The 12825-nt window shown below is 60.8% G+C and carries 10 protein-coding genes; 7 read left to right on the forward strand and 3 right to left on the reverse strand.

Annotated elements, in window-relative coordinates:
- Window positions 1-4: 4 nt before the first annotated feature.
- Window positions 5-844 (forward strand): alpha/beta fold hydrolase, encoded by an 840-nt coding sequence (locus VY732_RS17465; RefSeq protein ID WP_331691303.1) that lies wholly within the window; start codon window positions 5-7, stop codon window positions 842-844.
- A gap of 55 nt (window positions 845-899) precedes the next feature.
- Entirely contained in the window at window positions 900-1898 is a 999-nt protein-coding gene (locus VY732_RS17470) for an NADP-dependent oxidoreductase (protein WP_331691304.1), read from the forward strand.
- Window positions 1899-2697: 799 nt separating this feature from the next.
- Here VY732_RS17470 and VY732_RS17475 read toward each other — a convergent pair.
- Window positions 2698-4824 carry a TonB-dependent siderophore receptor gene (locus tag VY732_RS17475; RefSeq protein ID WP_331691305.1) on the reverse strand — a complete coding sequence of 709 codons (2127 nt, stop codon included), beginning with the start codon at window positions 4822-4824 and terminating at the stop codon, window positions 2698-2700.
- 267 nt (window positions 4825-5091) lie between these two features.
- Between VY732_RS17475 and paoC the strand changes: the two genes are divergently transcribed.
- Window positions 5092-7302, forward strand: a complete 2211-nt coding sequence (gene paoC / locus VY732_RS17480; RefSeq protein WP_331691306.1) for an aldehyde oxidoreductase molybdenum-binding subunit PaoC — start codon at window positions 5092-5094, stop codon at window positions 7300-7302.
- 12 nt (window positions 7303-7314) lie between these two features.
- On the opposite strand, the gene VY732_RS17485 is transcribed toward paoC, so the two are convergent.
- Window positions 7315-8133, reverse strand: a complete 819-nt coding sequence (locus VY732_RS17485; protein WP_371042936.1) for a carboxymuconolactone decarboxylase family protein — start codon at window positions 8131-8133, stop codon at window positions 7315-7317.
- A gap of 198 nt (window positions 8134-8331) precedes the next feature.
- On the opposite strand from VY732_RS17485, the gene VY732_RS17490 reads away from it, so the two are divergent.
- A complete protein-coding gene (locus VY732_RS17490; RefSeq protein WP_331691308.1) occupies window positions 8332-9279 on the forward strand; it encodes an NAD(P)-dependent alcohol dehydrogenase in 948 nt (315 codons plus the stop codon).
- The gene (locus VY732_RS17495; protein WP_102899148.1) at window positions 9279-9983 is read left to right on the forward strand and encodes a helix-turn-helix transcriptional regulator; all 705 of its coding nucleotides are present in this window, start codon (window positions 9279-9281) and stop codon (window positions 9981-9983) included. The genes VY732_RS17490 and VY732_RS17495 overlap by 1 nt, the downstream gene beginning before the upstream one ends.
- A gap of 33 nt (window positions 9984-10016) precedes the next feature.
- Here VY732_RS17495 and VY732_RS17500 read toward each other — a convergent pair whose 3' ends face one another.
- Entirely contained in the window at window positions 10017-10601 is a 585-nt protein-coding gene (locus tag VY732_RS17500; RefSeq protein WP_095118458.1) for a TetR/AcrR family transcriptional regulator, read from the reverse strand.
- 213 nt (window positions 10602-10814) lie between these two features.
- Between VY732_RS17500 and VY732_RS17505 the strand changes: the two genes are divergently transcribed.
- On the forward strand, window positions 10815-11492 hold the full coding sequence (locus VY732_RS17505) for a type 1 glutamine amidotransferase domain-containing protein (RefSeq protein WP_077572445.1): 678 nt from the start codon (window positions 10815-10817) through the stop codon (window positions 11490-11492).
- Window positions 11493-11597: 105 nt separating this feature from the next.
- Complete coding sequence (locus tag VY732_RS17510; protein ID WP_331691309.1) at window positions 11598-12722, forward strand: alkene reductase; 1125 nt, start codon at window positions 11598-11600, stop codon at window positions 12720-12722.
- Window positions 12723-12825 lie beyond the last annotated feature (103 nt).

Consider the following 12825-nt stretch of genomic DNA (forward strand, 5'->3'; position numbering starts at 1 on the left):
TCCAATGGAACAAATGCCTTTCGTCAACGCCGCCAACCAATCGATTTTGGTTGACGGCACGGCCTTCGCCTATCGCGACCTCGGCCCAAAATCGGCGGTGCCGCTGATCCTGCTCAATCATTGGGGCGCAGCACTTGACGACTTCGACCCGCGAATCGTCGATGGTCTGGCGCGAACCCGGCGCGTGCTCGCCATTGACTATCGCGGTGTCGGTGGCTCAGGCGGCACCGCGCCCCTGACCGTCGCGCAGATGGCCGACGACGTTATCAACTTGGTCGCTGCGCTGGAATTCACCAGCGTCGATCTGCTGGGTTTTTCCCTCGGCGGATTCGTTGCTCAGGACATCGCGCTCAAAAATCCTGCCTTGGTGCGACGCCTGATTCTGACCGGCACCGGACCTGCTGGCGGAGTCGGTCTCGCCAAGGTCGGTGCGGTTTCCTGGCCACTGATGTTCAAGGGCTTGCTGACCCTGCGCGATCCCAAGTTCCATCTGTTTTTCACCACAACTGCCAACGGACAGCGGGCCGCGACCGACTTTCTGCAACGTTTGAAAGAACGCCGCAAAGATCGCGACAAGCGCCCGACACCGAGCGCTTTTCTACGGCAGTTGAGAGCCATCAAGGCATGGGGAAAACAGACGCCGCAGAACCTCGGCGGCCTGCAAATCCCGACGCTGGTGGTCAACGGTGACAACGACATCATGGTGCCCACCGTCAACTCGATTGATCTGGCGAAGCGGATTCCCGACGCGCAACTGATCATTTATGAAGACGCCGGACACGGCGCGATTTTCCAGAACTACGCTGACTTTGTCAGCAAGGCACAGGCGTTTCTCGATAGCTGAACCAATCTGCTCAGGCAGCGCCGCCTCCCCCAGAACCGTGAGAGCCGTCCCCAACATGAAAGCTTATTTTATCGATCGCTATGGCAAGCAGAACGGGCGTATTGGCGATGTCTCCGAGCCTGTACCCGGCGCCCATGACGTGCTGATTGAAGTCCACGCGGCCAGCGTCAACGTGCTCGATTCAAAGATTCGCAGCGGCGAATTCAAACTGATTCTGCCGTACTCATTCCCCTTGGTGCTGGGCAACGATTGCGCCGGCGTGGTGATTGCGGTTGGCGCAGCGGTCAAGGGTTTCAAGCCCGGCGACGCGGTGTATGCGCGCGTGCCCGAACAGCGAATCGGCACGTTCGCCGAGCGAATCGCCGTCGAGCAAAACGCCGTGGCGTTGAAGCCCGCCAACCTCAGCATGGAACAAGCCGCCGGCATTCCCTTGGTTGCCCTGACAGCCTGGCAAGCGCTGGTCGACATCGCCCGTTTGCAAAAGGGTCAGAAGGTCTTGATTCACGCCGGTTCCGGCGGGGTCGGCACCATCGCCATTCAACTGGCCAAGCACCTCGGCGCGGTTGTCGCGACCACCACCAGCACCGCGAATGTCGAATGGGTAAAAGCGTTGGGCGCGGACGTGGTGATTGATTACAAACAGCAGCACTTCGAGGAGGAACTGCGCGACTACGACGTGGTGCTGAACAGCCTCGGCTCCGACGTTCTGGAAAACTCGCTGAAGGTACTCAAACCGGGTGGTCAGCTGATTTCCATCTCAGGCCCGCCAACTGCCGAGTTCGCCAAGGCGCAGGGCCTGGCCTGGCCGCTGCGGCAAGTCATGCGCTTGCTGAGCCTGAGTATTCGGCGCAAAGCAAGAAAGCAGGATGTCCGGTACAGCTTCCTGTTCATGCGGGCCAACGGCACACAACTGCAAGCAATCACCACCCTGATTGAAGCCGGTGTAATAAGGCCCGTGCTGGATCGCACCTTCGCCTTCGAGTCAGCGGGCGAAGCCCTGTCTTACGTCGAACAGGGCCGTGCGAAAGGCAAGGTAATCGTGCAGATCAAATAGTTGCCTGCCTGTAATCATCTGGCGAAAGACCCATGGATAACGTTGCCTGCGACACCGAAAAGCCCCCCGCTGACGAACTGCAAGACACGGAGAAAAAACACCCACCTGAACCCGCGAACCACGAAACGCCCGACCCCAAGCAGCACAACGCAATACTTGGTGTTGCTCCGATCGTCTGGCGGCCCTTGATGCTTGAGCCCTAGGTGTTCAACGCGCATGAGTTTGCTGGAAAAACACCGGAAGGTAGTGTCACTGGCTAAGTGGCGGGTGCCGAAACAGCTGCCCTCACCCTAGCCCTCTCCCCCAGGAGAGGGAACCGATTGGGGGATATTGGCGATGAGCGCCGACGTGCAATAGCGGCAGTGAATCCATGACAGCCAAGCGTTGCGGATCGACGCGATCCGTCAGGTCGATGCATAAGGTTCCCTCTCCCGCAGGGAAAGGAACCGATTGGGGGATATTGGCGATGGACGCCGACGTGCAATAGCGCCTGTGAATCCATGACCGCCAAGCATTGCGGATGAACCCGTAATCGACGCGATCTGTCAGGTCGACGCATTACCCAAGACACCTCGGTCGACTCCCTCTCCCGCAGGGAAAGGGACCAATTGGGGGATATTGGCGATGAGCGCCGACGTGCAATAACGGCTGTGAATCCAATACCGCCAAGCATTGCGGATGGACCCATAATCGACGCGATCTGTCAGGTCGATGCATAGCGCAAGACACCTCGGTCGGCCCCCTCTCCCTCAGGGAGAGGGCTGGGGTGAGGGGCCGCCGTTGCAGCGTCGAGCGCGGCTTACAAGGTGTAGGAAATCCCCACCTGCACCGTTCTCGGCGCGCCCGGATAGGCGTAGACATTACCAAACGCGCCCTCTTCATAATCCCGGTCAAACAGATTCTTCACGTCAAGATTGAGCCGCACTTTCTCGTTGACCTTATAGAAGCCGAGCAAATCGACAACGGTGTAGCTGTCCATCGAGAACGCGGTATTGGCGGTTTGCCCAGCACGCTCGTCGACGTACTTAAGTCCGGTACCCAGGCCCAAACCTTTAAGCGCTCCGTCCTGAAACTCGTAAACGTTGAGCAGGCTAAAGCTGTTTTGCGGAATGTTCATCAACCGTGTGCCGGAGCGGATCACGTTGTCCTTGGTCACCTCGGCATCCACGTAGGCGTAGCCGCCGATGACGCGCCATTCGGGGGTCAGGTTGCCGGCGACGTTCAGGTCGAAACCACGGCTGCGCACTTCCCCGGCCGCGACGTTGAAGGTCGAGTCCACCGGGTCGGTGGTCAGCACGTTGCGCTTTTCGATCTGATAGATCGCCGCGTCGACGCTCAACTGATGATCCAGCGCTTCCCACTTGACGCCCATTTCGTAGGACTTGCCTTTCTCCGGTGCAAAGCCTCCGCCCACGCGGCTCGCGCCGGTATTGGGCTTGAACGAGCGCGCGGTGTCGGCATAGACCGCCAGCGTCTCGGTCAGATCGTAGGTCACGCCGAGGCGTGGAGTCACCGCGTTGTCGCTGGCCTGCCAGTTTTTGCCGCCCGGCACGTAGGTTTCATAGTCGTGTTCGAATCGCTCGAAACGTGCCCCGGCCAGCACCTTCAGACGCTCGGTCAACGCCACCTGATCCTGGACGAATGCGGCGTAGGTCTTGAGGTTTTCCTTGTCGTGAGTCGGCGTGCGAGTCAGCGCCGGACGCGGCTGGCCGTAAACCGGATCGAAGATGTCGATCGGGTAGGCGCCGACCGCGCCACTGGAGCGCTGAATGATCGACTTGTAGTCGTAATCTTCGTATTCGATGCCGGTCAGCAAGGTGTGCTGCAAGCCACCGGTGCTGAAATGCCCGGTCAGATTGAGTTGAGTGTCCTTGTCGGTCCATTCCAGTTTGCGGTAGTTGAAATTGCGGCCCAGGGTTCGACCGTCATCGGCAATGCCGTTGGCTTCAATGGCATTGCCCTCAAGCGAGCCGTCGAGCCACTGGAAACCACCGCCCAGCGTCCAGTCATCATTGAGCAGATGTTCGAAACGCAGTTGCGCCATGTTGTTGTCGTTGTGCAATTTGCCGGCGTCTTTCTCGCCGAAGAACGTGTCCCGCGAGGCGGTGCCGATCTGTTTGGCGTAACGCGTCACGCCGCGATCCAGTGGATGATTGTTGCGCATGAAATCACCCTCGAAGATCACTCGAGTGGTATCGCTCGCCTGCCAGGTCAGCACTGGCGTGATGCCGTAACGCTCGGTCTCGACGTGATCGCGGAAGGTATCGCCGCCCTCGCCCACCACGTTCAATCGATAGGCCAGACGACCCTCTTCGTCCAGTGGGCCGGAAGCGTCCAGCGTGCCGCGTTTCATGCCTTGATCATTCAACTGACTGCCCAGCGTGACCGTGCGCTCGGCCAACGGCTGCTTGGACACAACGTTGAAGGTGCCGCCCGGATCGCCCCGGCCGTAGAGCATTGTCGCCGGCCCGCGCAGCACTTCCAGACGCTCGATGGTGTTGGCGTCGGGCATGTTCGGGTAGCCGCGATTGATCGGGAAACCGTTGCGGTAGAACTCGCCGGTAGTAAAGCCGCGCACGGTGAATGTGGTCAGCCCCTGCCCGCCGAAATTGTTTGCGCGGCCGACGCCGCCGGCATAGTCCAGTGCATCTTGCAGACGCGTGGCGCCGAGGTCTTCGACTGCATCCTTGGTCACTACGCTGATCGATTGTGGGGTTTCATGGATCGAGGTGTCGGTACGGGTAGCACTGGCGGAACGTGTCGCGCGGTAACCCTGCACCGGGCCGTCGGCCCGTTCGTAATCCGCTGTACCGACCACGTCGGTTGCGTCCAGCTCTAGCGCTGAGGATGTTGAATCGGCCTGTTCGGCCCACGAGGAAGAAGACAACGCCTGCAGCACGCAAATGGAAAGCAGAGTACGACGCATGAAATGAAAACCTTGTGAATAGGCCAGAACGAAGGGTGAAACCGCCAGAACAGCGGCGCGGATGGTATACCAGAGATCGTGTAATTGAAACTTATTCTTATTTGTCATGTTGGTCAGGATTCGTGAGCCGGACTCATGACTCCATCCTGGCAAGGCGCATTATCAGATGCGGTTCAATGGCCTAGGCTCGTAGGCGATATGGCCTGCAAACGCTGGCGCTGAGGCGCCCGGCGGTGGCCGACAGCCCGCCCGAAGAGGAACTCAGCGATGAAATTCGACACACCGGCCGGCACTAATCCGATCGATCAATTGAACGTCATCGGCAAGCCCGCCGACCGCATCGATGGCAAGTTGAAAACCACCGGGACCGCGCCCTACGCGTATGAACAACATGCCGCAGTGCCCAATCCGGCCTATGGGTATATCGTCGGCGCCGGGATCGGCAAGGGACGAATTGCCTCGATCGACTCGACGCAGGCGAGCAACAGTTCCGGGGTGATCGCGATCGTCACCTACGAGAATGCCGGGCCTTTGGCCAAGGGCGAGTTCTATGTCGCGCGCGCCTTGGCCGGCCCGCAGGTGGACCACTATCACCAGGCTGTCGCGATCGTCGTCGCGCAGACATTTGAAGAGGCCCGCAGCGCCGCCCACCTGCTGGAAATCACCTATGTGGCCGAACCCGGCGCGTTCGATCTGGCGGCCGCCAAGGATTCGGCCACACCGCCCCCACCCGCCGGTTTCGGCCCTCCGCCGCAGACGCAGACAGGAGATTTCGAAGGCGCCTTCAGCGCCGCACCGATCCAGATCGATCAGCACTACAGCACGCCGGATCAGGCGCACGCGATGATGGAACCCCACGCCACCATCGCCCAGTGGAACGGCAATTCGCTGACGTTGTGGACGTCGATCCAGCAGATCAACTGGGGCGTGCGCGATCTGGCCAGGACACTCGGTATACGCAAAGAAGATATTCGTTTGATATCGCCCTACATCGGCGGCGGTTTCGGCGGCAAAGGCACGATCCTGTGTGACGCGGTGCTGGCGTCGCTGGCGGCATGCCACGCCGGGCGTCCGGTGAAAGTCGCGCTGCCGCGTCCGCTGATGTTCAACAATTTGACCCATCGCCCCGCGACGCTCCAACGCATTCGCCTCGGTGCCAGCCGCGAGGGTTTGATCACTGCCATCGGCCATGAGAGTTGGTCAGGCAACCTGCCCGGGGGCCGGGCCGAAGCCGCGACGGCCTCGACACGTTTGCTCTACGCTGGCGCCAACCGCATGACCCGCTTGAATCTTGCCGTGCTGGACCTGGCTGAAGGCTCGGCCATGCGCGCGCCGGGGGAAGCACCGGGGATGATGGCGCTGGAAATTGCCATGGATGAACTGGCGGAAAAACTCGGCATCGACCCACTGCAGTTGCGCCTGCTCAACGACACCCAGGTCGACCCCGAACAGCCATCACGACCGTTCTCGACACGGCAACTCGTCGAGTGCTTAGAAACCGGCGCCGAGCACTTCGGCTGGCACCAGCGTAACGCAAGCGCCGGCCAACGCCTGGAGAATGGCTGGCTGATTGGCATCGGTCTGGCGTCTGCCATACGTGGCGCGCCAACCACCGCATCAGCGGCCCGTGTGCGCCTTGACCGGCAGGGCACAATCACCGTCGAAACCGACATGACTGATATCGGCACCGGCAGCTACACGATCATTGCGCAGACCGCCGCCGAGATGATGGGTGTGGAACTGGACCGGGTCGAAGTGCGCCTTGGCGACTCGCGCTTTCCGGAGTCGTCGGGATCGGGCGGGCAATGGGGGGCGGCGTCGTCAACCGCCGGGGTCTATGCCGCTTGCGTCAAGTTGCGCGAAGCCGCTGCCCGCGCCGTCGGATTTGATCCGCAAACGGCCGAATTTGCCCACGGCGAGGTGCACGATGGCACGCGGCATTTTCCTTTGGCTCACGCGGCGGCCGCAGGCGATCTCGTTGGCGAAGACCGCATGGAGTTCGGCGATCTGGCCCAGCGCTTTGCCCAGCAGACCTTTGGCGCACATTTCGCCGAAGTCGCGGTCAACGCGGCGACCGGCGAGATTCGTCTGCGTCGCCAATTGGCGGTCTGCGCAGCAGGGCGGATTCTCAATCCGAAGACCGCGCGCAGCCAAATCATCGGCGGCATGACCATGGGCGCCGGGGCCGCACTGATGGAAGAACTGCAGGTCGACAAGCACCGTGGTTTTTTCGTCAACCATGACCTCGCCGGTTACGAAGTGCCGGTGCACGCCGACATTCCCCATCAGCAGGTGATTTTCCTCGATGAGGTTGATCCGTACGCCACGCCGCTCAAGGCCAAAGGTGTCGGCGAGTTGGGCATCAGTGGCGCCGCAGCGGCCATCGCCAATGCGATTTACAACGCCACCGGGGTGCGCGTGCGCGATTATCCGATCACGCTGGACAAACTTATCGCGCACTTGCCGGAGCAGATTTGACGCCCTGTTCAGTCAGCCCGGCGCGCGCTGGCTGAACACTTCCTTGAACACCGGCACGGCGGAAAACGCATTCGGCCATCCAGCATAGAACGCCAGTTGGGTAATCATTTCCGCCGCTTCGGTCTGACTCAAACCGTTGTCCATCGCCCGACCCAAGTGATAGCCGACCTGGCCGGTCTGCCCGTTGGCCACCAACGAACTGACCGTGATCAGGCTGCGATCGCGAGGCGCCAGACCTGGCCGCAACCACAGATCGCGGAACAGCGCTTTGGTGGTGAACTCGACCAGCCCCGGCGCCACTGATCCCACCGCCGCATTCACGCGCTCCACGCGGTCAGCTTCGCGAACCTGGTCCAGCGGCAGCAACGACGGCGCAACCGGTGCCAGTTGCTCAGCATCGATGTTGCGCGCGGAGAACACCTCGCCGGCGATAGGCAGAGCCGCTGACGCATTGCCCCAACCGGAATAAAACGCCAGGTGATTGAGCGTTTCGGACAGCTCAAGCGGCGTGACACCGTTGTCCAGCGCAAGGTTGAATTGCGCGGCCATCTCGGCGGTTTGCCCGCGTGCAATCAACACCGCAACCGTCACCAGACTGCGGTCACGCGGTGACAATCCCGGGCGTTTCCATACTTCGCCGAACAACATGGCATCGGTGTTATGAGCCAGTGCCGGGGACACGGCAGCCGCGGCATCGGAGGTCATTGCAGGTGAACGTTTCATGGAGGTCGAACCTTTTTCAGTTGAAGCACAGGCTGTCAGCAACAGTGCGATGGCCGTTAACAGAAGTCGGCTGGAGTGGGTCACGCTACGAACCGGGAGTGCTGCCATCGTTAAGCTCCTGCTGACGGGATAATCAGCCGCTACGGTAAACCGACGAGGATCTTGCGACTATCTGCGCTCAGCTTCATGAAGTCATGAACACCGCTCATCAATCTGCCTCCTCCATAGAAAGCGAATGGTGCCAAAAACTGGCACTGCCCCGTTATAGAGTCGGTGTCATGTCCACTCTCGGAAGGCGAACCCAACATGTCAGCAGGCTATAAACGTATTCAGTACTCGTGCTACGGCGGTCCGGAAGTGATGCGCATCGAAGCATCCCAGTTGCCAGCACCCGGCAAGGATGAAGTGCTCGTGCAGGTCAGATTTGCAGCGATCAACCCCATTGACTGGAAGTTGCGTCAGGGCCGGATGAAGCTGATCACCGGCAGAACATTTCCGCGCGCGATGGGTATGGATTTCTCTGGCGTGGTTCTTGCGGTTGGGGCGAGTGTCAGACGCTTCCAGGTCGGCGACGCGGTTTTCGGGCTATCCCGCTTCAAAGAAAGTGGCGCATTGGGCGAAGCCGTCGTGACCAGGGAGGACTTTCTGGCGAGCAAACCGGATACTCTTTCCTTCGCCGATGCGGCGTGCCTCGGCACACCGGGCATTACCGCGTGGAACGGGTTGATCGACAAGGCCAGACTGCAAGCCGGTCAGCAGGTTTTCATCAATGGTTGCGCCGGGGCTGTCGGCGAAGCGGCGGTGCAGATCGCCCTGATGTCGGGGGCCACGGTATCGGGCAGTTGCAGCGCGTCGGATGTTGCCCGGGCACAGGCGCTGGGGGTATCGACCGTCTACGACTACCGGTTAACGGACCTGACAAGACTGCCGGCGCGCTTCGATATGGTGTATGACACGGCCGCGACGATGACGGTCTCGACCGGTATCGGATTGCTGCGTCCGGGCGGCTGTTTGCTTGATCTCAATCCGGGTCCGGGTAAATTCCTGCGCGGCCTGATTGATCGGCGACTGAAACTGGTCATCGGCACACCGCGACACGAAATCCTCGAAACACTGGCCAGTGCCGCCATTGAGGCACGCTTGAAGATTCGGCTAGGAGAAGTGGTGCCGCTGGACGGCGCCATACAACTGATCCGCGAGCTCGAACAGGGCCGCAAACTCGGCGGCAAAGGTGTCGTCGCCATGGAGCGTTAATGGCCAGAAGTCATCGTCTGTTTGAGCTGATGCAAGCGCTGCGGCGTCATCGTCGTACGGTGTCCGGCAAAGCCTTGGCGGCTGAATTGGGCGTGTCGTTGCGCACCATTCGCCGCGATATCGTCACGCTGCAAGGCATGGGGGCCGAGATCGACGGCGAGCCGGGCCTTGGGTATGTGCTCAAGCCCGGTTTTGTCCTGCCGCCGCTATCGTTCAGCGCCGAGGAAATACAAGCCTTGGTCATCGGCGCGCAATGGGTCAGCCGGCAGACCGACAGCCAACTCGCGGGCGCCGTCAACAATGCCCTGGCGAAAATCAGTGCCGTGCTGCCCGCGCAGATGCGGCCGATCTTCGAAGACGAAACCTTTTACGTGGCCAAGCCGCACAAGCCCGGCACAACCATCGACCTCAGCGAGATTCGTCGGGCGCTGCGCGAGCAGAACAAGCTGCGCATCGCGCTAGCGCTCGAACATGCGGAGGCCGCCGAACACATCATCTGGCCGATCATGTTGGGCTTTATCGAAGGCAAGCGCTGCATCGCGGCGTGGTGCGAAGGCGACAGCCGGTTTCGCGTGATCGATATGGCTGACCTTGCGACGGTGCAGGTGCTCGTCGAACACTACGCGCCTGACCGCCGGCGCTTGATCAAACAATGGCGTGCCGAGGATGTGCGGCCCTGCAACAGTCAGGGCGAGGTGTGTTGAGCCATGTAACCTGGGCCACAACGGCCCCGCCGCTCACACCGCCAGCAGTTGTCGGGTCATCGCCATCGAGGTCTGCAGCGACTGCCCGGTACGCTGCAATTTGTTCAGCAAACTGGCGCCCAACCACAGCTGATAAAGGGTTTCCGCCAGATGCCGGGCGTCGCCTGCGGGCAGGCTGTTTTCGGCCTGGCCCTGCTCGATGCACAGAGTGATGCGCGCCACCACTTGCTCGGCGCCATCGCGCAAGGTCAGGCGCATAGACTCCGACAGGTCGGCGACTTCGGCGCTGAGTTTCACCACCAGACACTCATCGCCGTGGCCTTCGAGGGTGCAGCGGTTCTGCCAGCCCTGCCAGTAATCCATCAACCGCTCATAGGCGCTCAAGCCTGGCAGCGTCAGGCGCCGCTCCATGTCGGCGAGATAGCCGACGAAGTAATCCGCCAGCAACGCCTGACCGTACAACTCTTTGGATTTGAAGTAGTGATAGAACGAACCCTTGGGCACGCCCGCGGTCTGCAGGATTTCGTTGAGGCCGACACTGGTGAAGCCCTTCTCGGCCATCATCCGGTGGCCGGTGTCGAGCAAGTGTTGGCGGGTGTCGTCGTAGGTCGGTTTCATGGGGGCGCAAATTACCAGGCAAAAGACCAGTCGTATTTTCGGAGGAACGGAAGTTTGCCATACCTGTCGATGAAAAACCGCAGGATAAAAAATTACTAGACGACTGGTCTAATTGGAATCTATGCTGCGCTCCGACAAACGTTTTCTGACCGGTGTGGCCGATGTGCGAATCCTTCGCTCAATCGAAGACACCTGATCGACTCAAGGTGCTCTATGAAAATCCTGATGGTTTTGACTTCCCACGATCAACTCGGCAACACCGGCAAGAAAACCGGCTTCTGGCTGGAAGAGTTCGCCGCGCCCTACTACGCCTTCAAGGACGCCGGCGCCGACGTCACCTTGGTCTCGCCGGCCGGTGGCCAGCCGCCGCTGGACCCGAAAAGCGATGAGCCTGATGCGCAGACTGCCGAGACTGATCGCTTCCGCAAAGACTCCGCCGCGCAACAGGCACTGGCCAATACCGGCCGCTTGGCCGATGTCAGCGCTGAGGATTTCGATGCGGTGTTTTACCCGGGCGGCCACGGCCCACTGTGGGACCTGGCCGAAGACAAACAGTCGATCGCTTTGATTGAAGCGTTTGACCGCGCCAACAAACCCCACGGTTTTGTCTGCCATGCGCCGGGTGTGTTACGTCACGCCCTCACCGCTGACGGCAAACCGCTGGTCCAGCACCGCCAGGTCACCGGTTTCACCAATGCCGAAGAAGAGGCCGTTGGCCTGACGGACGTGGTGCCGTTCCTGATCGAGGACGAGTTCCAGCGCCTCGGCGGTTATTACTCGAAAGTGGCTGACTGGCAGGTTCATGTGGTCGCCGATGGGCAACTGGTCACTGGCCAGAACCCTGCCAGCTCCGCCGCCGTCGCGAAAAAACTGCTGGAGATGCTGGGCTAAACCCTCGCTTCCAACCTTCCTAACGCCGGGTGCGTCTTGCCCGGCGTTATTTTTTCACCCGGCCAGTAGACGACTGGTCTATTAAATGCCAATACAAGGTAATCCATGAATAGCAGCCCGTTCTTCACCCCGGCCAAACTCGGCCATCACACCCTGAAAAACCGCATCGTTCTGCCGCCCCTCACCCGCCAGCGCAGCACCCAACCGGGCAACATCGCCAATGAACTGATGGCCGAGTATTACCAACAGCGCGCCGGCGCCGGTTTGCTGGTCACCGAAGGCACGCAGATCGAACCCCGAGGTCAGGGCTATGCGTGGACGCCAGGGATTCATACGCCTGAGCAAATCGCCGGTTGGCGCAAAGTTACCGAGGCCGTGCATGCCGTGGACGGGGTGATCTTCGCCCAGTTGTGGCACGTCGGCCGTGTCTCGCACACCGCGCTGCAACCTGACGGCGCGGCGCCGGTTTCCGCCTCTGCCGTGGCTACCGATCGGGTCAGCGTGTTTATCGAAACTGCGCCTGGCGCCGGTGAACTGGTGCCACCGTCGGCACCTCGTGCGCTGAGCACCGATGAAGTTCAGGAGTTGGTTCAGCTGTACATTCAGGCGGCGCGCAACGCCATGGACGCCGGTTTCGACGGCATCGAATTGCACTGCGCCAACGGTTATCTGGTCAACCAGTTCATCTCCGCACACAGCAATTTGCGCGACGACCAGTACGGTGGCTCGCTGCACAACCGCCTGCGCTTTCTCAAGGAAGTGGTCGCCGGCGTCGCCGAATGCATTGGCAAGGAAAAAGTCGGCGTGCGCTTCGCCCCACTGTTTACCACCACCGATGAAGCGCGCACTTACCTGGGCATGGTCGAGGAAGATCCGCACACCACTTACATCGAAGCGATCAAAGTGCTGGAGGACGTGGGCATTGCTTATCTGTCGATCGCCGAAGCCGACTGGGACAACGCGCCGGCGATGCCACAAACGTTCCGTCAGGCCGTGCGCGAGACCTTCAGCGGCGCGATCATTTATGCCGGGCGCTACACAGCCGAATCCGGCGCGCAACTGCTCGATTCCGGGCTGGCAGACTTCGTCGCTTTCGGCCGCCCGTTCATGGCCAACCCCGATCTGCCGGCGCGCATTGCCAATGACTGGCCGTTGAATGTGTTGAACCCGGCGACGGTGTATGGCGGTAACGCCGAGGGCTATGTGGATTACCCCGTTTATCCCGGCTAAGCCTTTCCACGCGGCGTCAAGCGCTCCCGCAACAGCGGGAACGTTCATCCGCGTCGGAGTGCAAGCCCTTGTGGGAGCGAGCCTGCTCGCGAAAGCGGCGTGT

It is taken from the genome of Pseudomonas sp. ZY71 (assembly GCF_036542145.1).
GTDB lineage: Bacteria > Pseudomonadota > Gammaproteobacteria > Pseudomonadales > Pseudomonadaceae > Aquipseudomonas > Aquipseudomonas koreensis_A.